The 25,308-nt window shown below is 60.5% G+C and carries 26 protein-coding genes; 6 read left to right on the top strand and 20 right to left on the bottom strand.

Annotated elements, in window-relative coordinates:
* Window positions 1–273: 273 nt before the first annotated feature.
* The 4 genes from Q1W40_RS02040 to Q1W40_RS02025 are packed head-to-tail and all read left to right on the top strand — an operon-like array spanning window position 274 to window position 5,199.
* Entirely contained in the window at window positions 274–3,357 is a 3,084-nt protein-coding gene (locus tag Q1W40_RS02040; protein ID WP_300708359.1) for a DUF748 domain-containing protein, read from the top strand.
* Between the two features lie 26 nt (window positions 3,358–3,383).
* A complete protein-coding gene (locus Q1W40_RS02035) occupies window positions 3,384–3,983 on the top strand; it encodes a YigZ family protein (RefSeq protein ID WP_300708357.1) in 600 nt (199 codons plus the stop codon).
* 23 nt (window positions 3,984–4,006) lie between these two features.
* Window positions 4,007–4,600 (top strand): chromate transporter, encoded by a 594-nt coding sequence (locus tag Q1W40_RS02030; protein ID WP_300708355.1) that lies wholly within the window; start codon window positions 4,007–4,009, stop codon window positions 4,598–4,600.
* The gene (locus Q1W40_RS02025; RefSeq protein ID WP_108322693.1) at window positions 4,597–5,199 is read left to right on the top strand and encodes a chromate transporter; all 603 of its coding nucleotides are present in this window, start codon (window positions 4,597–4,599) and stop codon (window positions 5,197–5,199) included. The genes Q1W40_RS02030 and Q1W40_RS02025 overlap by 4 nt, the downstream gene beginning before the upstream one ends.
* A gap of 12 nt (window positions 5,200–5,211) precedes the next feature.
* Here Q1W40_RS02025 and Q1W40_RS02020 read toward each other — a convergent pair whose 3' ends face one another.
* The 3 genes from Q1W40_RS02020 to Q1W40_RS02010 form a co-directional block, all read right to left on the bottom strand.
* Complete coding sequence (locus Q1W40_RS02020) at window positions 5,212–5,562, bottom strand: hypothetical protein (RefSeq protein WP_300708352.1); 351 nt, start codon at window positions 5,560–5,562, stop codon at window positions 5,212–5,214.
* Between the two features lie 122 nt (window positions 5,563–5,684).
* Window positions 5,685–6,419 (bottom strand): 23S rRNA (guanosine(2251)-2'-O)-methyltransferase RlmB, encoded by a 735-nt coding sequence (rlmB, locus tag Q1W40_RS02015; RefSeq protein WP_300708350.1) that lies wholly within the window; start codon window positions 6,417–6,419, stop codon window positions 5,685–5,687.
* Window positions 6,420–6,476: 57 nt separating this feature from the next.
* A complete protein-coding gene (locus tag Q1W40_RS02010) occupies window positions 6,477–7,163 on the bottom strand; it encodes an ABC transporter ATP-binding protein (RefSeq protein ID WP_300708348.1) in 687 nt (228 codons plus the stop codon).
* Here Q1W40_RS02010 and Q1W40_RS02005 point away from each other — a divergent pair.
* Both Q1W40_RS02005 and mnmH read left to right on the top strand, forming a co-directional pair.
* Entirely contained in the window at window positions 7,162–7,812 is a 651-nt protein-coding gene (locus Q1W40_RS02005) for an arylesterase (RefSeq protein WP_300708346.1), read from the top strand. The two genes, Q1W40_RS02010 and Q1W40_RS02005, sit on opposite strands and share 2 nt — an antisense overlap.
* Complete coding sequence (mnmH, locus tag Q1W40_RS02000; protein WP_300708344.1) at window positions 7,809–8,870, top strand: tRNA 2-selenouridine(34) synthase MnmH; 1,062 nt, start codon at window positions 7,809–7,811, stop codon at window positions 8,868–8,870. The genes Q1W40_RS02005 and mnmH overlap by 4 nt, the downstream gene beginning before the upstream one ends.
* A 25-nt stretch (window positions 8,871–8,895) precedes the next feature.
* Here the strand turns inward: mnmH and Q1W40_RS01995 are convergent, their stop codons facing one another.
* The 17 genes from Q1W40_RS01995 to Q1W40_RS01915 all read right to left on the bottom strand — a co-directional run bounded on the left by Q1W40_RS01995 (window position 8,896) and on the right by Q1W40_RS01915 (window position 25,303).
* Window positions 8,896–9,090: a hypothetical protein gene (locus Q1W40_RS01995; RefSeq protein ID WP_300708342.1), complete on the bottom strand. Its 195-nt coding sequence runs from the start codon at window positions 9,088–9,090 to the stop codon at window positions 8,896–8,898.
* A gap of 10 nt (window positions 9,091–9,100) precedes the next feature.
* Window positions 9,101–9,916: a DUF2189 domain-containing protein gene (locus Q1W40_RS01990; protein ID WP_300708340.1), complete on the bottom strand. Its 816-nt coding sequence runs from the start codon at window positions 9,914–9,916 to the stop codon at window positions 9,101–9,103.
* 165 nt (window positions 9,917–10,081) lie between these two features.
* Window positions 10,082–11,305 carry a PLP-dependent transferase gene (locus Q1W40_RS01985; RefSeq protein ID WP_300708338.1) on the bottom strand — a complete coding sequence of 408 codons (1,224 nt, stop codon included), beginning with the start codon at window positions 11,303–11,305 and terminating at the stop codon, window positions 10,082–10,084.
* Between the two features lie 62 nt (window positions 11,306–11,367).
* The gene (locus tag Q1W40_RS01980) at window positions 11,368–11,892 is read right to left on the bottom strand and encodes a phosphoribosyltransferase (protein WP_108322701.1); all 525 of its coding nucleotides are present in this window, start codon (window positions 11,890–11,892) and stop codon (window positions 11,368–11,370) included.
* Between the two features lie 54 nt (window positions 11,893–11,946).
* Window positions 11,947–13,275, bottom strand: a complete 1,329-nt coding sequence (locus tag Q1W40_RS01975) for an adenylosuccinate synthase (RefSeq protein WP_108322702.1) — start codon at window positions 13,273–13,275, stop codon at window positions 11,947–11,949.
* A 17-nt stretch (window positions 13,276–13,292) separates the two neighbouring features.
* Entirely contained in the window at window positions 13,293–14,453 is a 1,161-nt protein-coding gene (locus tag Q1W40_RS01970) for an ATP phosphoribosyltransferase regulatory subunit (RefSeq protein ID WP_300708335.1), read from the bottom strand.
* A 67-nt stretch (window positions 14,454–14,520) separates the two neighbouring features.
* Entirely contained in the window at window positions 14,521–14,706 is a 186-nt protein-coding gene (locus tag Q1W40_RS01965; RefSeq protein ID WP_108322704.1) for a DUF2065 domain-containing protein, read from the bottom strand.
* 3 nt (window positions 14,707–14,709) lie between these two features.
* Window positions 14,710–15,612, bottom strand: coding sequence for a protease modulator HflC (gene hflC, locus Q1W40_RS01960; protein WP_300708332.1), 903 nt, complete (start codon window positions 15,610–15,612; stop codon window positions 14,710–14,712).
* 11 nt (window positions 15,613–15,623) lie between these two features.
* Window positions 15,624–17,003 carry an FtsH protease activity modulator HflK gene (gene hflK, locus Q1W40_RS01955; RefSeq protein WP_300708330.1) on the bottom strand — a complete coding sequence of 460 codons (1,380 nt, stop codon included), beginning with the start codon at window positions 17,001–17,003 and terminating at the stop codon, window positions 15,624–15,626.
* A gap of 56 nt (window positions 17,004–17,059) precedes the next feature.
* Window positions 17,060–18,247 carry a GTPase HflX gene (gene hflX, locus Q1W40_RS01950; RefSeq protein ID WP_300708328.1) on the bottom strand — a complete coding sequence of 396 codons (1,188 nt, stop codon included), beginning with the start codon at window positions 18,245–18,247 and terminating at the stop codon, window positions 17,060–17,062.
* A gap of 42 nt (window positions 18,248–18,289) precedes the next feature.
* Entirely contained in the window at window positions 18,290–18,553 is a 264-nt protein-coding gene (hfq, locus tag Q1W40_RS01945; protein WP_108322708.1) for an RNA chaperone Hfq, read from the bottom strand.
* A 69-nt stretch (window positions 18,554–18,622) separates the two neighbouring features.
* A complete protein-coding gene (gene der, locus Q1W40_RS01940; protein ID WP_300708326.1) occupies window positions 18,623–19,963 on the bottom strand; it encodes a ribosome biogenesis GTPase Der in 1,341 nt (446 codons plus the stop codon).
* A gap of 19 nt (window positions 19,964–19,982) precedes the next feature.
* Complete coding sequence (gene bamB, locus Q1W40_RS01935) at window positions 19,983–21,110, bottom strand: outer membrane protein assembly factor BamB (protein ID WP_300708324.1); 1,128 nt, start codon at window positions 21,108–21,110, stop codon at window positions 19,983–19,985.
* Window positions 21,111–21,115: 5 nt separating this feature from the next.
* Window positions 21,116–21,781, bottom strand: a complete 666-nt coding sequence (locus tag Q1W40_RS01930) for a tetratricopeptide repeat protein (protein WP_300708322.1) — start codon at window positions 21,779–21,781, stop codon at window positions 21,116–21,118.
* A gap of 23 nt (window positions 21,782–21,804) precedes the next feature.
* On the bottom strand, window positions 21,805–23,145 hold the full coding sequence (gene hisS, locus Q1W40_RS01925; RefSeq protein WP_300708320.1) for a histidine--tRNA ligase: 1,341 nt from the start codon (window positions 23,143–23,145) through the stop codon (window positions 21,805–21,807).
* Window positions 23,142–24,407, bottom strand: a complete 1,266-nt coding sequence (gene ispG, locus Q1W40_RS01920) for a flavodoxin-dependent (E)-4-hydroxy-3-methylbut-2-enyl-diphosphate synthase (RefSeq protein WP_300708318.1) — start codon at window positions 24,405–24,407, stop codon at window positions 23,142–23,144. The genes hisS and ispG overlap by 4 nt, the downstream gene beginning before the upstream one ends.
* Window positions 24,404–25,303 (bottom strand): helix-turn-helix domain-containing protein, encoded by a 900-nt coding sequence (locus Q1W40_RS01915; protein WP_300708316.1) that lies wholly within the window; start codon window positions 25,301–25,303, stop codon window positions 24,404–24,406. Before Q1W40_RS01915 ends, ispG begins: the two co-directional genes overlap by 4 nt.
* Window positions 25,304–25,308 lie beyond the last annotated feature (5 nt).

Raw genomic sequence — 25,308 nt, 5'->3', positions numbered from 1 at the left:
GCTGCGCCCAGTACTTGCGGTAACTGGTCAGCGGTTTGGCGTCGCGCGGGAAAAAAGAGACGTCGGTGAAGGCGTTCATGGGCTCGATATCGGGGGTAACCCTGTAGTGTAGGGGTTCGGGGCTTGGCTTGCGGGTGACATGGGTATTGCTGGCCGTTGGGCCATCCCCTGAAGCCCGTAGCCGCATGACCTGAAAACAAGGCCGTCAATCCTGTGCGTGGGGACGCACTCGGAGTGGGACAATCCAAAGCTTGTGCATCCAGAATCAAAAAAATGACGACTCACAGGGCATGGTGGCTGAGCCTCACGCGGCGACTTTACACGGGGCGTTTACCCAAAATCTTGGCCTACTTGCTGGCGGGCTGGCTCTTGCTCCTGGCCTTGGGCTATTTTGTGGCGCCGCATCTAGCCCGCTCGGTCTTGGCCGCGCAGCTGGGCAAGGCCTTGGGGCGCGATGTGGCCATCGAGCGCGTGGCGATCAACCCACTGGCCTTGTCGGTGAATGTGATGGGCTTGTCCGTCAAAGACCGGGCCGGCGCGGAGCAGTTGGGCTTTGAGCAGCTGCACATCGACCTGTCGAGCGCTTCTGTGGCGCAAGCGGGCATCGTGGTCGATGACATCCGTCTGCAAGCCCCACGTGTGGCCATCACGCGCCTGGCCGACGGGCGCTACGACATCTCGGACTGGCTGGACCGCTGGGCCAGCGGTGCGCCAAGCGACTCTGGCCCCCTGCCCCGCTTTTCGCTGAACAACATCCAGATCACGGACGGCCAGTTCGTGTTCGACGACCGCCCCAAAGGGGTCCGGCACACGGCCGAGGCGGTGAATTTCAGTTTGCCTTTCATCTCCAGCCTGCCTTACAAGGCCGATGTGTTTGTGTTGCCCGCCTTTTCGGCGGTGGTGGACGGATCGCCGCTGGCGCTGCAGGGCCGCAGCCTGCCCTTTGCCAAGTCCCACACCAGCGCGCTGAAGATCGACCTCGACAAGCTGGACTTGGCCCAGTTGCAAGCTTATTGGCCCAGCGACCTGCCCTTGCGCCTGAAATCGGGCCAGCTGGCCACCCGGTTGAGCTTGGACTTTGCCCATTTGCCCGATGGCGCGCCTTCGCTGAGCCTGAGCGGCTCGGCGCAATTGCAGGGGCTGGCCCTGACCGACGCGGCGGGCAAACCTTGGCTGGGTCTGGAATCGCTGGATGTGCACCTTGAAAAGTCTAGCCCCGTGCAACAGCGTTGGCTGCTGGCGCAATTGGACCTGCGGGGCTTGCGCCTGGGCCAAGACGCGCCCGATGCGCCTTTGCAGGTTCAAACCCTGTCGGCGCGGCAAGTGCAGGCCGACTTGCAGGGCCACCGCATCGATGCCGAGTCGCTGCAAGGCTCGGGCATCAAGGCGCGCATGGTCCGGTCTGCCTATGGCACCGTGGCTTGGTTGCCGGTGCTCGCCTCAAGCAGCTCTGCTGCGGGGGCGGCACCAGCCGACAAGTCGGGCCCTCCAGTCTGGTCGGGCGTGCTCGGTCGCCTGAGCCTGGATGAAGTCGGGCTGCGCTTTGAAGACCGCACCTTGTCGCCGGTGGCGGTTCAAGAGCTGACACATGCGAGCTTGTCGGCCAAGCAACTGGACATCCACCCCGAGCACGAAAACACCTTGGCACTGAACGCCACGCTCAACCAGACCGGCCAAATCAAGGCCAGCGGATCGGTGCAGCTGCAGCCACTGGCCGTGCGTCTGGCGCTGGAAACCCAAGCTTTGCCGTTGGTGCCGATGCAAGGCTATGTGGCGCCCTACCTCAACACATCGATCGCGCAGGGCCTGTTGTCCAACAAGGGCACCCTGGAGATTCGCCAGCCTGCCGACAGGCTCTTGGCCAACTACAAGGGCGGGCTGACGCTGGGCCAGTTTCGCGCCGTGGACCAGGCCAACAGCGCGGATTTTTTGAAGTGGAAATCGCTGTACTTTGGCGAGGTGGACTTTCAGCTTGAACCCGCTCGGCTGAACATCGGCGAAATCGCCCTGTCCGACTTTTACTCGCGGTTGATCCTCAACCCGCAAGGGCGGCTCAACCTGGCCGACATACTGCGCAAACCGGCCAGCCCCAGCGCCAACACACCCGCGAGCACCCCAAGCAACGCAGGCAAGCCTGCCGCATCGGAGCCCGCAGCGGCGATGCCCGTTCAGATCGCCAAAGTCACCCTGCAAAACGGGCGCGTGGATTTTTCTGACCGCTTCGTCAAGCCCAACTACTCTGCCACCGTGACCCATCTGGGCGGCAGCGTCAAGGGCTTGTCTTCAGCCCCCGACACGCTGGCCGATCTGGACCTGCGGGGCAACTACGCCAGCAACGCGCCGGTGCAGATCACGGCCCGCTTCAACCCGCTGACGGAGAAGAAGTTTCTGGACCTTCAGGCCAAAATCTCCGACATTGATTTGGTCGATTTCTCGCCCTATTCGGGCAAATACGCGGGCTACAACATCAACAAGGGCAAGCTGTCCATGGACGCCACCTACAAGCTCCAGGACCGCCAGCTCACCGCACAAAACCGGCTCGTGATTGACCAGCTGACCTTTGGCGAGAAGGTGGAAAGCCCGGATGCCACCCAGTTGCCCGTGCAGCTGGCGATCTCTTTGCTCAAAAACAACCGGGGGCAAATCGACATCCAGTTGCCCATTGCAGGCTCTCTGGACGACCCGCAATTTTCCATCGGGGGTTTGATCTTCAAGGTCATCGGCAACCTCATCGTCAAAGCCGTCACCTCCCCCTTCGCACTGCTGGGATCGTTGTTTGGCGACAGCCAGGAGCTGTCGCAACTGAGCTTTGCACCGGGCCGCGCTGATTTGGACGAGACCGCTGTGCAAAAGCTGCAAACCCTGTCCAAAGCGATGCGCGAGCGCGAGGGCTTGACCCTGGAAATCACCGCAAGCAGCGACAGCAACACAGACCCGGAAGGCCTCAAGCGGGCCTTGTTGGAGCGGACCGTGCTGAGCGAAAAACGCAAAGACATGACGCCAACGCAGCGCGACAAGACACCCCTGGCAGACATGCGCCTGGACAGCAGCGACTACGCGACCTACCTGGCTCGCGCCTACCAACAGGCCAAGTTCCCCAAGCCGCGCAACGTGCTCGGACTGACCCAAGCGCTGCCGGTGGCGGACATGGAAAAGTTGATGCTGGCCAACCTGTCTGTGGGCGACGAAGAGCTGCGCGCCCTGGCCACACGCCGTGCGCAAGTGGTGCAAGGCTGGCTGGTAGAGCAAGGTCAAGTCCCTTTGAGCCGGATTTTCCTGCTGCACGTCAAACTCGGCGCCTCCGCCATTGGCGCAGCGGATGCGGGCTACAACCGTGTGAATTTCTCTTTGCGCTGAGCGTTTCACCTTTTCTTTTTGCATCCATGGCCTTTTCTCTCGCTCAAGCTGCACACCACGAACTGGTCATCAAGAAAAGCCGCTTCATCGCCTGCGTGGAGCCCGTGGCCGGCCGAGAGGAAGCGCAGGCCCGGGTGGCCCAGCTCAAGGCCGAGCACCCGGATGCGGCCCATGTGTGCTGGGCTTTGCTGGCCGGGGGGCAATCGGCCGCCAACGACGATGGCGAGCCCGGCGGTACCGCTGGCCGCCCCATGCTGGACGTGCTGCGGCACCAGGATTTGCAAGGGGTCATGGCCTCGGTGGTGCGTTACTTTGGCGGCGTCAAGCTGGGCGCGGGCGGCTTGGTTCGGGCCTACACCGATGCTGTGGCGCAAGCGCTTTTGACGGCCGACAAAATCCCCCTCATCAAACAGGCACAGCTGGCGTGCAGCGTGCCTTATGCGCTGGAGGGGCTGGTGCGGCGTGAAGTGGAGCTGGCCCAAGCGCAGCTGCAGGAGGTCTCGCATGGCAGTGTGGTCACCCTGCACTTTGCCCTGCCTGAGTCCGACGCCGCCGCCCTGATGAACCGCCTGAGCGAGAGCGGGCGCGGCCAACTGGTGTGGCTGGATGACGGCAACGCCCCCTGAGGCCCGGCAAGGATAATCCCGTCATGCCAGATCAAGTGCCCCTGAACCAACCCCAGTCCAAAACCGACTTGTTCGTCTCCTTCACCGTCCTCGCGCTGCAAGGTTTCGGGGGTGTTCTGGCGGTCGTTCAGCGCGAACTGGTCGAGAAAAAACGTTGGATGACACGTGAGCAATTCATCGAAGACTGGGCCGTGGCCCAAATCCTGCCCGGCCCGAATGTGATCAACCTCTCACTGATGATCGGTGGGCGTTACTTTGGCCTGGCGGGCGCCCTGGCGGGCGTTGCGGGCATGTTGACCGCACCACTGGTGGTGGCTTTGCTGTTGGCTGCGGCTTTTGGCGGCGTGTCGCATGCCGCTTGGGCCCAGGGCGCTCTGCGCGGCATGGGCGCTGTATCGGCAGGCTTGATTGCAGCGGTTGGTCTCAAGATGATTTCAGCCTTGCGCGCCAACCCGATGGGCATGCCCGTGTGCGTGGCGTTGGCGGTGGCCAGCTTTGTCGGCGTGGGCCTTTTGCGCTGGCCATTGGCCTCTGTGCTGCTGGGCACAGGCTTGGTGGCCTGCAGCTGGGCTTATTGGCAACTGGCCAAGCAAGCTTGGCCTGGAGCCCGCCCATGAACCCGGTGCTGCACTTGAGTGCCAGCGACTGGCTGGGCCTGTTCACGCATTTCACATCGCTGTCGCTGTTGGCTGTGGGCGGCGCCATCACCGCAGCGCCAGACATGCACCGCTACCTGGTGGATGAAACCCATTGGTTGAGCGATGCGCAGTTCACCTCATCGATTGCGCTGGCGCAAGCGGCACCAGGGCCCAATATTTTGTTCGTGGCGCTGATGGGCTGGAATCTGGGTCTGAATGCGGGCGCCGGGCTGGGCGGCGGCTGGATGAGTGTGGCAATGGCCAGTCTAGGTGTTCTGGTGACGATGCTGGGCATCATGCTGCCCTCTTCCATCCTGACCTACACCGCCACACGCTGGGCGCACCAGCACCGCGACAAGATCGGCATCCGGGCCTTCAAGTCGGGCATGGCGCCCATCGTGATCGCCTTGCTGCTGTCGACCGCATGGCTCTTGACGCTGACCCACAACCAGCCATCACGCGATTGGCCGCTGTATGTGCTGACGGCCCTGACCACCTTGGTGGTCTGGCGCACCAAGGTTCACCTGCTGTGGCTGATTGGTCTGGGCGCGCTGTTGGGCGGCTTGGGCTGGGTTTGAGCCGCCAATGGATCAGCGTGGGTTCTCGAAGAACACCGAGTTGGTGTAATCGCTGATCTCGAAATACACCTTCTTTTCACCGTCATCGACCTGCATGTTCAGGTTTTCATCGAGCACACCGTAGCCATAACGGTAAGCACGCGGCATTTTGTCGTCGGTGCCCAAGGCGGTGCTGATCTTGTCCACTTTCAAAAAGCGGCGCACCACCTTTTCACCGGCATAGACCTCGAGCACGCCGTTGGTGCCGGTCCAGTTCTGGATGTCACGGCTGATCTTGTTTTGCTGCTCTTGGGTACAGGCAGCCAGCAAGCTGGCAGCGGCGACCGTGGTGATCAGCGCCATATGTTTGATTTTTTTGGACATGGAAAACTCCCTTGGATAACTTTGGACAAAAAACATGTCGGGGCTCAAGCCGCCGAACTGCAAATACCTGCGTCGGTCCGTAGGTCGGAGCTTCAGCTCCGACAAACAGACCAACAGCCCAATCAGCTGCGCTGGCGCAGCGCCTCGTACAGACACACACCACTGGCGACCGAGACGTTCAGGCTCTCGACCGCGCCGCGCATGGGGATGCTCACCAGCTCGTCGCAATTCTTGCGGGTCAGCTGACGCATGCCAGGGCCTTCGGCACCCAACACCAAAGCCGTGGGGCCTTTGAGGTCGGCTTGGTACACGGTGCGCGGCGCATCGCCGCTGGTGCCCACGATCCAGATGTTGCGCTCCTTGAGTTCGCCCAAAGTGCGCGCCAGGTTGGTGACCATGAAATAAGGCATCGTCTCGGCCGCGCCGCTGGCCACTTTGGCCACGGTGGCATTGATGCCTGCTGCGTGGTCTTTGGGCGCGATCACGGCGTGTGCCCCGGCGCCATCGGCCACACGCAGGCAAGCGCCCAGGTTGTGCGGATCGGTCACGCCGTCCAGCACCAAGAGCAGCGGCGGGCCTTCAACGGTGTCGAGCAAATCGTCCAGCGAATGGTTTTGGGGAATGGGCGTGACCAAAGCCACCACGCCCTGATGGCCGTGACCGCCTGCCAGTTTGGCCAGGCGCTCTCCATCGGATTCGATCATGCGCATGCCCGAGTCGCGGGCCTTGTCGATGAACTGCCGCATGCGGGCATCGCGACGCGTGACCTCGAAATGGATTTCGACGATGGATTGGGGGGCGATCTTGAGGCGAACGCCTACGGCATGGAAGCCGTACAGCACTTTGTGAGATGACATGCAGCGATTATCGTTGGTCCGCCACACCACCCTGGGTGGGCCGGGCAAACAGGTTTATCAGCGGGCCGCGGTGGATTCCGACAAGCGATCCGCCTGAATGACCAGCATGCGCTCGCATTTGGCGGCCAATTGGCGGTCGTGGGTGACCAGCACCAAGGTCGTGCCCTGCTCACGGTTGAGCGCAAACATCAGGTCCATGATGGCTTCGCCGGTGGCATGGTCCAGGCTGCCGGTGGGCTCGTCGGCCAAGAGCAAGGCCGGTTGCACCACAAAGGCTCGGGCCAGGGCCACGCGCTGCTGTTCGCCACCCGACAGGACTTTGGGCAAATGCTTGAGCCGCTCGCCCAAGCCCACGCGTTGCAGCATGGCCGTGGCAGTGCTGCGGGCGTCCGAGCGACCGGCCAGCTCCAGCGGCAGCATGACGTTTTCAAGCGCCGTCAAATTGGGCATGAGCTGAAAGCTCTGGAACACAAAACCCACGTGCTGGGCCCGCACAGCGGCGCGCTCGTCTTCGCTCAAATCGAACATCGACTGACCGGCCAGCAACACTTGGCCAGCGCTGGGTGTGTCCAGCCCCGCCATGATGGCCAGCAACGTGCTTTTGCCCGAGCCTGAAGCACCGACAATAGCGGCTGTTTCCCCCTTGGAGACCGAGAAATCGATATCGCGCAAAATGTCCAGCGACCCGCTGGCGTCTTGCACGCTTTTGCAAACGCCACGAACGGCAATGATGGATTCAGGCATGCACACACCTTTGTTGAGACGACGTCACTTTACCTTGAGCCTGCTGGCCCTTGTCGGCCAGGGCTTTGGTGTGGCGGCGTTCGCGTCCAAAGCAGCGCGCATTTTGGTGGTCGGGGACTCCCTGAGCGCCGAATACGGCTTGGCGCGCGGCACAGGCTGGGTGCAATTGCTGGCGCAAAAACTCCAGCAAGAACGCCCGGGCACGGAGGTGGTCAACGCCAGCATCAGCGGCGACACCACATCGGGGGGGCGCTCGCGCTTGCCTGCGCTGCTGCAAAAGCACCAACCCAGCCATGTGGTGATCGAGCTGGGTGGCAATGATGCCCTGCGCGGCTTGCCACAAGGCATGACGCAGGACAATTTGCAAACCATGATCCGCCAGGCCAAAGCGGCGGGTGCGCAGGTGCTGCTGCTGGGCATGCAGATGCCCCCCAACTACGGCCCCGAAATGACGCGCCAGTTTGCCGCCGTGTACACCCAACTGGCCAAAAGCCAGGGCACAGGCCTGGTGGCTTTCTTTTTGCACGGGGTCGGCGACGATGCCGAGCCCCTGAAGTGGTTCCAGCCAGACCGCATCCACCCCAACGAAGCAGCGCAAGCGCGCTTGCTGGCCAATGTCTGGCCCCAACTGAAGAAACAATTGAAATGAGCGTTCACCTGATTTCGGCCGCACAGGCCATGGCCCAACTGGACCAATTCGATGCCATCCTCGATGCGCGGTCCGAGGGCGAGCATGCCGAAGACCACCTGCCCGGCGCCCAAAGCTGGCCATCGCTCAACAACGAAGAACGCGTCCGCGTGGGCACGCTCTACAAACAGGTCAGCCCGTTTGAGGCGCAAAAGATCGGCGCGGCGCTGGTGGCCAAGAACATCGCCCACCACATCGAAACCCGCGTGATGGACAAGCCCAAAAACTGGCAGCCCCTGATTTATTGCTGGCGCGGAGGCAAGCGCAGCAACTCGCTGGCGCTGATCCTGGGGCAAATCGGCTTCAAGGTGCACCTGATTGAAGGGGGCTACAAGGCTTTCCGCAAAGAGGTCATGGAAGACACGCCCCGCCAGGCGCAGCGTTTGCAGTTCCAGGTCTTGTGCGGCCCCACCGGCTCGGGCAAAACCCGCTTGCTGCAGGCGCTGGCCCAAGAAGGCGCTCAGGTGCTGGATCTGGAAGCGATTGCGGTGCACCGCAGCTCGGTGCTGGGTTTGATTCCTGGTCAGCCCCAGCCCACACAAAAAGCCTTTGACACCCAAGTGTGGGACGCGCTGCGCCGCTTTGACCCTGCGCGGCCCGTGTACGTCGAGGCCGAGAGCAAGAAAGTCGGCAATCTGACAGTGCCCGCCGAGTTGATGGTGGCCATGCGGGCCAGCCCCTGCATCCGCATGGAACTCTCACTTGAGAACCGGGTAGATCTGCTGATGGAAGACTATGCCTTCTTCACGCAAGACACGGCCTTTTTTGTGGACCGGCTGGAGCGCCTGGTCGCACTGCGTGGCAAAGCGGTGGTGGATGCCTGGAAAGAAAAGATTGCGCTGGGCCAAATGCGCGAGGTGGTGGCCGATTTGCTGAACCTGCATTACGACCCGGGCTATGAAACGTCCACAGGCAAGAATTTTGTGCATTACAACAAAGCACCCGTGGTCGTGCCACAGAGTCATTCGCTGGCGCACATGCAGGCGCTGGCGCAGCAAATGGTGCAAGGCCGGGTCTGATCGACCTGCGGCCTGGCGCCTGAACTCAGGGGGCTGGGACGTCCGGCGCAGGGGCTGCAGGATCTGCAGCGGGCGCCAGGCCGGAATCCTCCTCATCCAAGCCGTCGTCTGAAGGCGAGCCGGTTTTGCGTTCGGCTTTGGCTTTGAGTTTGTCCTCTTTTTTGCGTTTCTTGGCCAATTCTTTCTGGCGCTTTTCGAATCCGTAGTTGGGTGTGGCCAAGATGGCTCCTTTAATTTGAGCTGCCCAATGTAACAGCTTCCTGAACGCCTTCTTCCCATTCGACGCTGCCACGGTAGGCGTGCCAGCTCGCATGGCCCAGCCAAGGGCCCACCAAAATGATGCCCAAGCCCCATGGCCACAGGGCGCCGACCACCAAAACGCTCAACACAAACCCCCACAGCAGCATGACCGCCATGTTGGAGAACACCACACGCATGCTGGTCAAGACGGCCGAAATGGCATCGGTGTCGCGGTCCAGGATCATGGGAATCGACACCACCGACAGGCCATAAACCAGCGCCGCGAAAAAGCCGCCCACAGCCAGATACACCATGACAAATTCGATGTTTTGCGGGTTGAACACCGCCTCCAGCACGCCTGTGGTCGATGGCATGCCGGTGTTGAAGAACACGGCAAACACCACCAGCGATGCCCGGCCCCACAGCAGTTCAAGCACCATCAACACCAAAACCAGCATGGCCATGCTGGGGATGTGCTTGTCCCAGCAAGTCAAGGACGAGCCCAAGTCTGGCACAGCGCCCTGCTCTTTGCGGCGGCTGACCTCGTACAAACCCATGGCCAAAAAAGGCCCGACCAGCAGACAACCCGAAATCATTGACAGCGTGTATTCGGGCTTGTGTTTGAAGACCAGCGCCAGGATCTGCGCCATGACAAAAAAGCTGACCCCATAAAACAGCGCGATGCCGGGGTGACTGAACAGATCTTTCCAGCCCAGATCCAGCCAACGAAACGGCGCAGCCAGGCTCAAAGGCCGCATGCGGGCGCGAGGACCTTCGGCAGGCGGCGGCACATAGGGTTGCGCCATGGTGGGCAATGCCGAATCATGGGCGTCTGTAGGGTCGGAAGTTGAAGCCTTGGAATTCATGGCGCGCCAGTCAGTCAAATTGAAAACCAGAGTACCCTCGATCGCGCCTGTTGAACATTCAGGAAACTACCGAGCGCCTACCTTCAAACAGGTAAGGCTGTGGATTCAAGCCACGGGCAAATGGGCTGCGGCCGAGCGCTGCAGGTCTTCACGCAAATCGCCAACAGCTTCCAGGCCCACAGAAAAACGCACCAACGTGCCGGGCTGCAAATGTTCAGGCTGGTGTTGGCGCATGCGCTGGATCTCGTAGGGCATGACCAGGCTGACCGGGCCGCCCCAGCTGTAGCCGATCTTGAACAGCTTCAGGCCATCGCAAAACGCGTCCACCTGCGCCTGGCTGTAACGGGCATCGATCATCACGCTGAACAAGCCCGCCGCCAGGCCCGAGCCCTGACCACACAGACGCTGCCAATGGGCATGCCCCGGCGCACCCGCCATGGCCGGATGCAGCACTTGCGCGCACTGCGGCTGATCTTGCCACCAGGCGGCCAAGGCGCGCGCCGACTGGTCATGGGCGACGTAGCGCAATGCCATGCTGGGCAAGGAGCGCAGCACCGTTTCTGCATCGTTGGCCCCCACGCCCAAGCCCAAGCGCATGTGGCACAGCTTGATTTTCAGGTGCAGCGCCGCATCGCGCGTGACGATGCTGCCCATGAGCACATCGCCACCGCCGCTGGGGTATTTGGTCAGTGCATGGGCGCTGATGTCCACACCCAGCTGGCCATCGCGCAGCAAGTCAAACGGCTGAAACGCCAGACCCGCGCCCCAGGTGTTGTCGAGGGCACAAAGCACGCCTTTGGCCTTGCAGCGGCGCACCAATTCGGGCAAATCCGGAAACTCCATGCTGACCGAGCCTGGCGCTTCCAACCAAACCAACCGGGTCCGCTCGTTCAAGCGGGCCGACAAGTCTTCGGGGTTCATCGGGTCGTAATACTGGTGCGTGATGCCGTAATGGCGCAACTCGCCTTCGGCCAAGGCTTTGTTGGGGCCGTAAGCGTTGTCGGGCATCAGGACTTCATCGCCTGTTTTTAGCAAGGCAAGTGCCACGGTGGCCAAGGCCGCCAAACCGCTGGGCACCAACAGGCATTGCGCCCCCCCTTCCAGCGCACACAAACGCTCTTCCAGCGTGTAGGTGGTGGGTGTGCCATGCAGGCCGTAGGTGTAGGCCGATTTGTCTTTCCACTCAAATTGCCGCATCGCGGCCACGGAGGGGAAGTAAACCGTGGAGGCTTTGAACACGCCAGGCTGCGGCGCCGCAAAGCCGGCAGGCGGCACATAAGGGTGGTGGATCAAGCCAGTGACATCGGGGGCTGCATGCTTTTCATTCATGGGCCGATCCTAAAGCAAACAGCCTCCCGAAGGAGGCTGTTGCGATCATCCAAAGCGTGGACTCAGACTTTCCACTTTTCAATCAGTTTCTCGGGGCGCATGCTGTCATACGGCTCGAAAGGCTGGTGAATCCAGGGGTTGGTCGGCAGGTCTTCGATCGAGTAGTCGGGCTTGAACGTGGACACGCCTTTGGTCCAGATCACGGCAGAGCGCAGCTCGGTGATGGGCTTGTAGTTGTTTTTCAACTGGTCCACCACAGCGCGCAGGGTGTGGCCGGTGTCGGCCAGGTCGTCCACCAGCAGCACGCGGCCAGCGATCTCGCCCTTGGGGGTGGTGATGAAACGGGCGATGTCCAGGTGGCCCTGCACCGTGCCTGCGTCGGCGCGGTAGGAGCTGGTGGACATGATGGCCAAAGGCTTGTCGAACACGCGCGACAAGATGTCGCCGGGGCGCATGCCGCCTCGGGCCAGGCACAAGATGGTGTCGAATTCCCAGCCGGATTGGTGGATCTTGATGGCGAGCTTTTCGATGAGGTTGTGGTACTCGTCGTAGCTCACGTACAGGTGCTTGCCGTCTTCGGTCAACATGGGGTCACTCCAGTCAAAGGTTCTGTGAAGGTTTGAAAATTCAGGCCGCAGCGCTTAAGCGCTGAAGGGGTTGTGCAACAAGATCGTGTGGTCACGGTCCGGGCTGGTGGACACCATGTGAACGGGCACGCCGGTCACTTCTGCAATGCGGGCCAGGTATTGGCGGGCATTGGCGGGCAACTTGTTCAAGTCGGTCACACCCACGGTGGTTTCTGTCCAGCCGGGGATCACTTCGTAAATGGGCTTGCAACGGGCGATCTCGTCAGCGCCCATGGGCAGGATGTCAATCACTTCGCCGTCCAGTTCGTAGCCAGTGCACAGCAGCAGTTCTTTCAGGCCATCGAGCACATCCAGCTTGGTGATGCACAGACCTGTGAGGCCGTTGACTTGTGCGCTGCGCTTGAGCAAGGCGGCGTCAAACCAGCCGCAACGGCGGGCGCGGCCTGTGGTGGTGCCTTTTTCAGCGCCGACTGTGGCCATGTGATAGCCCGGCGTGCCTTCGGTCTCCCAATCGAGTTCCGTCGGAAATGGGCCGCCACCCACGCGTGTGCAATAGGCTTTGGTGATGCCGAGGATGTAATGCAACATGCCAGGGCCCACGCCCGAGCCTGCAGCGGCGTTGCCCGCCACGCAGTTGCTCGATGTGACAAAGGGGTAAGTGCCGTGGTCAACGTCGAGCAAGGTGCCCTGCGCGCCTTCAAACAACAAATTGGCGCCAGCTTTGTGGGCGTCGTTCAATTCGCGGGAAACATCGGCCACCATGGGCAGCAGCGCTTTGGCATAGGCCATCGCTTCGTTGTAGGTGGCGTCAAAGTCCACAGGCGCTGCGCCCAGGAAGTTGACCAACACATGGTTGTGCAAAGCCAGGTTCTCGCGCAGCTTGGTGGCAAAGCGCTCGGGGTATTTCAAGTCCTGCACGCGGATGGCGCGGCGGGCAACTTTGTCTTCGTAGGCAGGGCCAATGCCTCGACCGGTGGTGCCGATCTTGGCGGTACCGGCTTTTTCCTTGGCCGCTTCACGGGCCACATCGAGGGCCACGTGGTAAGGCAAGATCAATGGGCAAGCATCGCTCACGCGCAGACGCGAACGCACTTCGACACCGGCTTTCTCAAGACCCGCGATTTCTTCGAGCAGCTTGGGCACCGACAACACCACACCGTTGCCGACGTAGCACTTGACGCCTGCGCGCATGATGCCGCTGGGGATCAGGTGCAAGGCGGTTTTCACGCCGTTGATCACCAAGGTGTGCCCTGCGTTATGACCGCCTTGAAAACGGACCACACCTTGCGCGGTTTCGGTCAGCCAATCGACCAGTTTGCCTTTGCCTTCGTCACCCCACTGGGTGCCCACGACGACCACGTTACGGCCTTGCGTCTTGTTCATGCTTGAAATGTTCTTTCTCAAAGAGCCTGTACCAACCACTGCCCGGCCGCTTCAACGAGTTCGCGGTCGCAATGGAATTCATCAACTTCACTTTCGTGGCCCGGCAGGACGCACACCACGGTCTCGCCACGGCTGCGCAGACCGGCAATGGCCTCACGCAAAGCGGGTGAGTTGCCCCAAGGGGCACGAATGGCGGCGCGCAAAGCCAGGGGCGCAACGGCAGACACCAATTCTTTCAGATCGAGGCTGAAGCCCACGGCCGGACGGTCGCGCTCGATGCGGTGACCGAACACGGCGCCCACGCCGTCGTAACGGCCACCTCGGGCCAAGGCATCGGATGCGCCTTTGGCATAAATGGCAAAGCGCATGCCGCTGTAATAGGCATAACCACGCGAGTCGCCCAAATCAAAGCTGATGGCAACGCCCGGGATCTGCTCGGCCAACCAACGCAGCTGCGCCAAGGCTTGGGTGATGGCTGGGGTGGCGGGCAAACGCTGGGCCGCTTCGGCCAACACGCTCACATCGCCATACAAACCGACCAAGGCCAGCAAACCTTCGCGGCTGGCGGCAGAGAAATCGGCCGTCAGGCGGGCCAGCTTGGAGGCGTCTTTCGTGGCCAAGGCGGCATGGATGTCGTGGCGCAGGGCCTCGGACATGGTTTGGCCTTCCAGCAAACTGCCCACGATGCGGGCGTCTGCCAAATCGACTTGCAAATCGCTCACGCGCGCAGCGCGCAGGCAATCCAGCGCCAACTGCAAGATTTCCAGATCGGCTTCGGGGCCCGCATGGCCATAAATCTCGGCGCCCAGCTGCAGGGGTTCACGCGTGGCGTGCGGGCGCGCAGGACGGGTGTGCAAGACGGGGCCGCAATAGCAAAGACGGGTCAAACCAGCGCGGCCAAGCAAATGGGCGTCGATGCGGGCCACCTGTGGGGTGGTGTCGGCGCGCAAGCCCAGTGTTCGACCTGAGAGCTGGTCCACCAGCTTGAAGGTTTGCAAGTCGAGGGCTTCTCCCGTGCCGGTCAGCAGGGATTCCAAATGCTCCAGCAGCGGCGGCATGACCAGCTCGTAGCCATAGCCACGGGCGGTGTCGAGCAGTTCGCGACGGAGTTCTTCGATGTGACGAGCCTCGGAAGGCAAGACATCGGCAATGTGATCCGGGAGGACCCAAGCAGACATGGGATTGGAGGGGGACGGTTAAAACAGGGATTTTACCGGCTTGCAGGCCGGTTTTCTGCCCAAGGCGTCAGGAAACCCACCAAAGCAACAACAAGCCTGCGAAGACCATGAACAGTCCGAAAAAACGGATTTGGCCATCTTGCAGCTGCAAAAGCTGCTCAAACAGGCGCCGCCAGCGCAGCGGCGAGACCATGGGCATCAAGCCCTCCAGGATGAGCATCAGGCCCAAAGCCAGCAGGAGGGTTTGACTCAAGACTTACTTTCTGGGCGAAGTGCCCGCACCAGCCGAGCTGCGCATGGCCTTGAAAAAGTCAGCGCTTGCCGGGTCGAGCACCATCACATCAGACTTGCTGGCGAAGGTGGTTTTGTAAGACTCCAGGCTGCGGTAGAACTGCGCAAACTGCGGGTCTTTTCCAAAAGACTCGGCATAGATGCGTGCGGCGTGGGCATCGCCCTGCCCTTTGATTTTTTGCGCTTCACGGTAGGCATTGGCCACCGTCACCTCGCGTTGGCGGTCGGCATCGGCGCGGATCTTTTCGCCCTCGGCACCACCGGTGGAGCGCAGCTCGTTGGCCACGCGCTTGCGCTCAGCCTCCATGCGGCGGTAAACCGATTCGGTGATGGTGTCCACATAATCGGCACGGGTGATCCGCACATCGACCACATCGACGCCCCAGGGCTTGCTGCCCTTGACGACTTCCAGCACGGCGCGCTTGACATCCTCCATCAATGCTTCACGCTTGAGAGACAACAATTCCTTGACGGTGTGTTTGTTGATTTCTTCCTGGAAAGCATTGCGCACCACGCGGTTGAGCTGGTTGGCACCCGACTTTTCATCGAGACCCACGTTGCGGATATACGCTTGTGGATCGCTGATGCGCCAACGCACATACCAGTCGACCACCACACGCTGCTTCTCTGCGGTCAGCATGGGCTCATTGTCAGGACTGTCAAGAGTCAACAAACGCTTGTCGATGTAATTGACGTTTTGCAAGGGCGGCGGCAACTTGAAGTGCAGACCGGGCTCGGTGATCACTTCCTTGATTTGACCCAAGGCATAGACCACACCAAACTGGCGCTGATCGACAACAAACACGGTCGAGCTGAGCAGCGCGAACGCCACGAAAAGGCTGGATATCCAAAATCCAATGCGGTTCATGTCAAGTGTCCTTATCGTGGATCGCGTTCGCGTGTGCGCATGGCATCACGTGAACGGCTGTCAGGGGTGGCAGCCGGCACCACGGTGGTGGCGGGCAATGGCGTATCGACAGAAGCAGAAGGCGTCTGAGCAACTTGTTGCATGATTTTGTCCAGAGGCAAATACAACATGTTTGACCCTTGTTTGCTGTCCACAAGCACCTTGGTCACGCTGCTGTAAATCTGCTGCATGGTGTCGGTGTAGAGGCGATCACGCATGACCTGCGGTGCCTTTTGGTACTCCGGCAGGATCGACTTGAAGCGCTGGGCATCGCCTTCGGCTTGCGCAACGATCTTCTCGCGGTAAGCATCGGCCTCTTCCTTCAGGCGAGATGCGGCACCTACTGCACGGGGAATCACGTCGTTGGCGTAGGCCTGTGCTTCGTTCTTGGCGCGCTCGCGCTCCTGACCTGCTTTGAGAACATCGTCAAACGCCGCTTGAACTTGCTCGGGTGGGCGCACGCCACCTTGCTGCAAGTTGATGCTGACCACTTCAATGCCCACTTTGTAGCGGTCAAGGATGGATTGCATTTTTTCACGCACCCGGGGCGCAATTTGGTCGCGCTCCTCAGCCAAGGCGGAGTCCATTTTCATTTTGCCCACCACCTCACGCACGGCTGTCTCAGCAGACTGCACCACAGCCTCGGTGGGGTTTTTGCTTTCAAACAAGTAGGCCCGGGCATCGTTCAAGCGGTACTGCACTGCAAACTTGATTTCAACGATGTTTTCGTCTTCGGTCAGCATGGCCGACTCGCGCAAGCCCGTGGCCTTGATCACCGTATCACGGCCGATGTCGACCGATCGGATTTGAGACACATAGACCAGTTCGTGGCGCTGCAAAGGATATGGCATGCGCCAGTTGAAACCGGCCCCCACCGTGGATTTGTATTTGCCAAACTGGGTAATGACCGCTTGTTGACCTTCCTGGACGATGAAAAAGCCTGTGCCAAGCCAAACCAACAAGGCTGCAGCAACGATCACCCCCAAACCAAGGTTTTTCACAAAACCAGGCAAACCAGGCCCGCCGGCAGAACCACCGCCCCCGCCCTGAGGACTTTGCGAGCCGCCCTTGCCACCCAACATCTGGCCCAGCTTGCGGTTGAAATCACGCCACAATTCGTCGAGATCAGGTGGGCCGCTGCTTTGCGGGTTGCCTCGGCCGGGTGGATTTTGCGGCCAGCCATCAGGCTTTTGACCCGTCGGTGGTGGCGTATCACCGCTGGGTTTTGAGCCCGTGTCGCTTGGCGACTTGTTGTCGTCGTCGCGCCCCCATCGGGGGTCATTCAAATTGAACATGCCGCGGATCTTTGCAGGCAGCAAGGACCATCGCAGGGTTGGCAGTTGAAAATTCATGGTGAAGTGTCTTTGTCAGAATGACGAATCCGCATTGTGCCGAATTCAGGAGGCTTTCAAGCCAGATCACCCGGATATTCCCGGGTCATGTCACGGGGATCTACTGGCTCGACCACCGCAGGCGGCAAAGCCGTTGTGACGATGCCAGACAAAGCCGTGCGCAACACATCCAGGCCTTTGCCCGATTTGGCGCTCACGAACACGCGCGGCACAGGCTGGCCATCGAGTTCATAACTGTCTTGCAGTTGCAAGGGGTAGCGCTCGGCATTCAGCGCATCGAGCTTGTTGAACACCAGCAATTGCGGCACCGTGTCGGCACCGATCTCGGCCAGCACTTTTTGCACCTCGGCCATCTGTTCCGGAAAATCCGGGTTGGCCGCATCGACCACATGGAGCAACAAATCGGCTTCGGTGGCTTCTTGCAAGGTGGCCTGAAAGGCCTCCACCAATCCGTGCGGCAGATCACGGATGAAACCCACGGTATCGGACAAAGAGACCGATCGACCGGCCTCCCCCAAGTACAACTGGCGGGTGGTGGTGTCCAGCGTGGCGAACAACTGATCGGCGGCATAGGCTCGCGCTTTGACCAAAGCGTTGAACAAGGTGGACTTGCCCGCGTTCGTGTAGCCGACCAGGGAAATGTTGAAGGTGTCGCGCCGCTCACGCTGGCGGCGCTGTGTGTTGCGCTGCTTCTTGACCTTGACCAAGCGCTCCTTGGTGCGCTTGATGGCCTCGCCAATCATGCGGCGATCCAGCTCGATCTGGGTTTCACCCGGGCCGCCGCGCAAACCGATACCGCCAGTTTGGCGCTCCAGGTGCGACCAACGGCGCACCAGCCGGGTGCTCAGGTATTGCAGTTTGGCCAGCTCCACTTGCAGCTTGCCTTCGTGGCTGCGAGCGCGCTGCGCGAAGATTTCCAGAATCAACAAGGTCCGGTCATTCACCGGCAAGCCCATGTGCCGCTCCAGATTGCGCTGCTGTGCGGGGCTCAGAGCTTGGTCAAACAACACCTCTTTGGCGCCATGCATCAGGGCCAATTCCTTGATTTCATCGGCTTTGCCACTGCCCACAAACAAGGCAGGATCGGGGGCTTTGCGTTTGCAGGTCAGGCGTGCCACCGGCTTCAAGCCACCGGACTCGGCCAACAGCCCGAGCTCTTGCAACTCCGCATCGAAATGCGGCAGCCCAAAGTCAACGCCGACCAATAAGGTCGGCGCGGGCTGTTTGAAGGAGGTTTCAGACAATGTCAGGAAGCGCCAGTGGCCCAATCAGGCCAACCGGGCAGATCAAGCGGTGATTTCGCCTTCGCCGGGCGTATTGAAGGTCACAGAACGGCCGGGAACAATGGTCGAGATGGCGTGTTTGTAAACCATCTGGGTCACGGTGTTGCGCAACAAAACCACATATTGGTCAAACGATTCGATCTGGCCTTGCAGTTTGATGCCGTTGACCAGGTAAATCGAGACCGGCACATGCTCGCGACGCAGTGCGTTCAAGAAGGGGTCTTGCAGAAGTTGGCCTTTGTTGCTCACGATATTCTCCGTGTTCAGAAGTTATAAAGATGTGACCTTACCACAGGCTCGGTCGGGGCTTTTTGGAAAACCCCAAACCCACAAAAATCAAGCGGCATCTTTGTTGGCGTAGGGGTTGTTGGCCGTTTTCATTTCAATGCGCAAAGGGGTACCCGACAAGTCAAAGGCCTTGCGGAAACGCCCTTCCAAAAAGCGCTTGTAGGATTCGGTGACATGCTCCAGCGAGTTGCCGTGGATCACGATCACTGGCGGGTTCATGCCCCCTTGGTGCGCGTAACGCATTTTGGGACGGAACATGCCGCCGCGCTGAGGGCTTTGGAATTGGACGGCTTCCAGCAGCAAACGGGTCAGGATTGGGGTGCTCATCTTGACCATGGCCGACTTGTGGGCCTTAATGATCGATGTCCACACAGGCCCCAGGCCCTGGCGCTTTTTGGCCGAGATGAAGTGCATGTTGGCAAAGCTCAGGAAAGGCAAACGCGTTTCAATCGAGCGCTGCACCAGCTGGCGCTGGTACTCGTCCACCGCATCCCATTTGTTGACCGCCAGCACCATGGCGCGGCCGCTTTCCAGGGCAAAGCCCGCGATGTGGGCATCCTGGTCGGTCACGCCCTGCTCGGCATCGAGCAAGAGCAAAACCACATTGGCCGACTCGACCGCCTGCAAGGTTTTGACGACCGAGAACTTCTCGATGGCTTCGAACACCTTGCCTTTGCGGCGCAGACCGGCGGTGTCGATCAACTCGAATTTCTGACCATCGCGCTCAAACGGCACGCTGATCGCATCGCGTGTGGTGCCGGGCATGTCGAAAGCCACCAGACGCTCTTCACCCAGCCAGGTGTTGATCAGTGTGGACTTGCCCACGTTGGGGCGCCCTGCCACTGCCAGCTTGATGATGGTCTTGTCTTCTTCGGTTTCTTCCGGGTCTTCCGGCAGATTCAAAGGCTCCAGCGCCAGATCGACCAAGCCGCGAATGCCCTGCCCGTGCGCGGCCGAAATGGCCAGCACTTCGCCCAAACCCAGTTCGTAGAACTCGGTGATCTGGATGCCTTCGCGCATGCCCTCGGCCTTGTTGGCCACCAGCAGACAAGGCTTGCCCACGCGGCGCAGGTATTTGGCAATGTCGTGGTCCTGGGCGGACAAGCCCCCACGTGCATCGACCACAAAAATCACCACATCGGCCTCGGCCACCGCTTGCTGCGTTTGCTTGGCCATTTCTTTGTAAATGCCGCTGCCGGCGTCGGGCTCGAAGCCGCCCGTGTCGATCACGATGTATTCATGTTTGCCCTGCTTGCCCTGACCATAGTGACGGTCGCGGGTCAAGCCAGCAAAATCGGCCACGATGGCATCCCGGCTCTTGGTGAGTCGGTTGAACAGCGTGGATTTGCCCACATTGGGGCGGCCCACCAGGGCCAAAACGGGTTTCACTTAAAAATTTTCCGATCCATCATTCAGGGCGATATCCAAAAACGCCCCCGGCGCGTGTCACCACCACCAAAGTTTGATCCACCGCGACGGGACGACCCACGATGGCACTGCCATCTGTCACCACCCGCAGCAGTGGCTTACCGTCTTGGCGCGACAGGAAATGCAACAAGCCATTCTCATCGCCCAAAACCACTGAACGGCCCAGCACCAAAGGCGCCGTCAAGCCTCGGAAACGAAGCCCTTCCTGTGACCACGCAATTTGTCCGCCTTGACGCTGCCAAGCATGGACTTTGCTGTCCGACTCGGCACCAAAAATCAGTTTGTCATCACCGGCCAAGCCGGTATGGCCTTGCGCACTGCGCGACCAGAGGTTGCTGCCGCGGCTGGCATCCACACACGCCACGGAAGACTGAAAAGCCCGTGCGCAAACTGTGGAGCCTTGTCGGTCAGCACCGGCCACCAAGTCGACCAGGCGCTCCACTTCGTTGGTGCCACGTGAAGTGGCCAACAAGGTTTCCCAACGCACGCTGCCGTTGTTGGGGTTGAGCGATGCGAGACGGCCGCCCCAACCGACCAACAAGGTGTCACCAAATGGGATCAAAAGGCCCGCTTGGTTGAGCACCAGAGGATCGCCAGCGCGCTGTTGTGTCCAGATTTTTTGACCAGAAGCGCCATCGAGTGCGGTGACCGTGCGGTCCGCGCCCAGAACAAAGACTCGTCCACCAGCCACCAGCGGTGGAGTCAATGACACTGCGGACAAAGCGTAGCGCCACAGGACTTTGCCAGCCTCCATGGTGACCACTTCGTTGCGTTGATTGACAACCGCGAATCGACGCCCATCACCACCAACGCCGGCCACGATGCCCTCAGATAATTTGAGTCGCCAGATGTCTTTACCGGTCAGGCCATCCATGACTGCGACCCAGCCCTGGCTCGATGCCAGCGCCACAAGGCCGCCGTGGACCGATGGCAACAGCGGTGATGTGATCGGGCCCAAGTTGTTAGACCACACTTTTTTGACAGTGAACTCGCCCGAGACCGATGGCAAAGGCGCCGGATCCGGTTTATTGGGGGCACTCGAGCAGGCGGACAGCAAGACCCAAAGGCCGCAGACGCAAGCCCAACGAAAGCCAGTCAGTTGCGTCATGCGTTTCACTTCTTGCGCTCCACCGAGGATTGAGGGTCTGCACCCAAAGCGTTGAGCTTGGCCTGGACCAGGCGACGGTAATCGGGGCTATCCGCCAATTGAGTCCAAGCTTGCTGGTAGGCAGAAACTGCCAGATCTGACTGGCCCTTGGCTTGCAAGACGTCACCGCGCAAGTCCGCAGCCAGACCTGCCATGGCAGGCGTGAACGATGAACTCAATTGCTTCAAAGCTTCATCGTAGCCCTTGACATCCAATTGCATGCCTGCAAGGCGCAAACGTGCCACATCGCGGTAGGCTTCGTCTGCGGCAGTTTCAGCAACCCAGAGCAAGGCTGCACGTGCAGCGTCAGATTTGCCTTGCGACTGCAAAGTTTTTGCGGCCAACAAAGCCGCTTGTTGTGCGAACTGAGTTGAACCGAACTTGTCTTTCATGTCTGCCAAGCTGCGCTCAACGCGCGCCAAATCGCCTGAAGCCACCGCGCGATCGACCTCATCGTAAAGGACAGAAGCTTTGACTGCCTGCGTCCGCTGCCAATACTGGTAACCATTCCAGGCGGCATAGCCGCCCAGGACCGCAATCAGCACCCAGGAAATCAGGTTGCCCCAGGTTTTCCAGAAGTGTTTGAGCTGGTCAAGTTGTTCTTGTTCTTCGAGATCGAGTGCGTTGGACATGGTGTAGAGCGTGAATGCGCAAATTAATGAGGGGATTGTAGGCTCTGGGCCCAATCGGCGACATGGGCCAGGGACTCCGTCCGTTGAGCGCCGAGGCCATCGCGCAAAGACTTGACCGTGACCTGTCCGTTGGCCAATTCATCACCCCCGAAAATCAGGGCAAAACGGGCACCGCTGCCATCGGCTTTTTTGAATTGCGACTTCATGCTGCCCATGCCTTCGCCACTGCCTGCATGCATTTGGGCCGACACGCCTTGCGTGCGCAAAGCCTGCAGCACTTGCATGGCCACGGGCAAAGTGGCGGTTTCGGGGACGATGGCGTACACATCGGGGGCCAGATCAGGCAATGCCTCGCCCTGCTCCTTGATGAGTTCGAGCACGCGCTCGACGCCCAGCGCCCAGCCCACGGCAGGCGACGGCTTGCCGCCCACTTGCTCAATCAGGTAATCGTATCGGCCACCACCGCAGATGGTGCCTTGCGAGCCCAGGCTGGTGGTGATGAACTCGAACACCGTGAGGTTGTAGTAGTCCATGCCCCGCACCAAGCGCGGGTTGATGCTGTAGGCCACGCCATTGGCGTCCAGGATGGCCTTGACCGCATTGAAGTGCGCCAATGACGCTTCACCCAAAAAGTCGAGCAAACGGGGCGCGGCCTCGACCACGCTTTGCATGGCCGGGTTCTTGGTGTCCAGAATGCGCAGCGGGTTGCTGTGCAGGCGGCGCTTGGCTTCTTCGTCGAGCACATCGCTGTGTTTTTCTAGGTGAGCGATCAGCGCGGCGCGATGGGCCTGGCGCTCAGCCGGTTGACCCAGGCTGTTGAGTTCCAGACGCACGTCTTTCAGGCCCAGCACCTTCCACAGGTCGTTGGCCAGCAAAATCAGCTCGGCATCGACCTCGGGGCCACCAAAACCCAGCACCTCGGCACCGATCTGGTGGAACTGTCGGTAACGGCCACGCTGTGGGCGCTCATGGCGGAACATGGGGCCCATGTAATACAGGCGCTTGCCGCCTTCGTACAGCAGGTTGTGCTCGACCACCGAGCGCACCAAACCGGCCGTGCCCTCGGGGCGCAGGGTCAGTTGTTCGCCGTTCAAACGGTCTTCAAAGGAGTACATCTCCTTTTCAACGATGTCGGTCACCTCACCCAGGCCGCGCACAAACAGCGCCGTGGGTTCGACGATGGGCAAGCGCACATTGCGGTAGGCATAGCGCGCCATCAGCTCGCGCACCTGGCCCTCCAGCCATTCCCAACGGGCCGAATCGGGCGGCAGGATGTCGTTCATGCCCTTGACGCCCACCAGCTTCTGGGGCTTGGCGGCTTTTTCAGCTTTTTGCGGTGTGTTTTCTTTCAGCGACTCGCTCATTTTTTCTCAGCAGATCCGGAACCAAAACGGTTCTCAATGTAGTTTTCAACCAGCACCTGAAACTCTTGCGCAATGCCCTCGCCGCGCAAGGTCAGGCGCTTTTCACCGTCGATGAAGACCGGTGCGGCGGGCGCTTCGCCGGTGCCCGGCAAACTGATGCCGATGTCAGCGTGCTTGCTCTCGCCTGGGCCGTTGACGATGCAGCCCATCACCGCCACCTTGAGGTTTTCCACCCCCGGGTAGCGCACACGCCAGACGGGCATCTGGGCGCGCAAAAAGTCGTCGATTTGCTTGGCCAGCTCTTGAAAGGTGCTGCTGGTGGTGCGGCCGCAGCCGGGGCAAGCGGTGACGCTGGGCACAAAAATACGCAAGCCCAACGATTGCAAAATTTCAGACGCGATCACCACCTCTTGTGTGCGCGCTTCGCCAGGCTGGGGCGTCAGCGACACGCGGATGGTGTCGCCAATCCCCTCTTGCAAGAGCACCGACAGCGCCGCAGCCGAAGCCACCGTACCCTTGGTGCCCATGCCCGCTTCGGTCAAGCCCAGGTGCAGCGGATAGTCGCAGCGGCGGCCCAATTCGCGGTAAACCGAAATCAAATCCTGCACACCCGAGACCTTGCACGACAGGGCAATCTGGGCACCGTTCATGCCCATGGCCTCGGCGCGCTGAGCGGATGTGATGGCCGAAGTGATCAAGGCCTCGTACATGACCTGCCGGGCTTCCCAAGGCTGGGCACGCTGGCTGTTGGTGTCCATCAACTCGGCCAGCAATTCCTGGTCCAGGCTGCCCCAGTTCACGCCGATGCGGATGGCTTTGTCAAAACGCATGGCCGCTTCGATCATCTGACCGAACTGCACATCACGCTTGTCGCCTTTGCCCACGTTGCCGGGGTTGATGCGGTATTTGGACAAGGCCTCGGCACATGCCGGGTAGTCGGTCAGCAGGCGGTGGCCGTTGTAATGGAAGTCGCCAATCAAGGGCACGTCAATGCCCATTTTGTCGAGTTGGTCGCGGATGTGCGGCACAGCCTCGGCGGCTTCGGGCGTGTTCACAGTGATGCGCACCATCTCGGAACCTGCCAAAGCGAGTTCCTTGACCTGAATGGCCGTGCCGATCACGTCGACCGTGTCGGTGTTGGTCATGGACTGCACGCGCACGGGGGCGCCGCCGCCCACAGTGACCACCCGCGAACCCCAGACCACGCGGGACTGGCGACTGGTGCGGCTGGCAGGTGCAGCAATGGCAATGGCTGAGTTCATTCTTTCACCTCGAAACGGGCTACGGTCACCTTGGTGTGGGGTGACAGATCAAAGGGTTTGCCTTTGTAGGTCATGCGCACCACGCTGGCCCGACCGACCACCACACTCAAAGGCAGCGGGTATTGAACGTCAAAGCTCTCACCTGCATGAACCACACGACTCCACAACACTTGGTTCCTGCTGTTGCGTATTTCGATCCAGCTATCGCTGGTCGCTGAAAAACCCAGCGAAGCGCCTGCTGAGGCCGCATTTGCAGGCAGCACTGAAGTCACAGAGACTGGTGCGACCATCACCGTTTGAGGAACAGAAGCTGCTGGCGCGGCAGCAGGCGGCTGAAAAGCGGGTATGGGCTCGATTGCCTCGGCTGGAACAGCTGGCACGGGCTCGGACGTCACTGGTTCAGGTGCTGGCAAAAGCTGCACCACTTGATCCGCCGATACGGCCTCTTTGGACGCTGACGGCCACCATGACCAGGTCGAAGGAGATGGCATCCACAACAAAGCGGCAATCAACGCCAACATCAAGACAGCGATGCTCACCGTTTGGATGGGAATGCTGCGAAAAAAGGCCAAGCGACCTGCTCGCATCGATTTTTCGGATGTCAGGGGTTCCAAGCTGGGACGGTGCAAGGGCAAACGATCCGCAGATGGTGGCAACAAGGCCAACACCGGCGTTGGATCCATTTGCAAATGACGACAAACACTGGACGCCAATGCCCGCACGAAGACCGGCCCTTTGAATGCATCGTATTGATCGGCTTCCAGCGCCTCAAGCTGCCGAACCGGAACTTTCAAAGTCACCGATAACAAAGCCGTGTGCATCCCCTTTGCCATGCGTGCGGCACAGATCAATTGACCCGCCGTCTGGTTTGGTGTGACGGTTTGCGTTTGTGCCAACTCGG

The sequence above is a fragment of the Limnohabitans sp. genome (genome assembly GCF_030158565.1).
GTDB lineage: Bacteria > Pseudomonadota > Gammaproteobacteria > Burkholderiales > Burkholderiaceae_C > Limnohabitans_A.
This window is presented reverse-complemented; position numbering and strand designations above follow the sequence as displayed.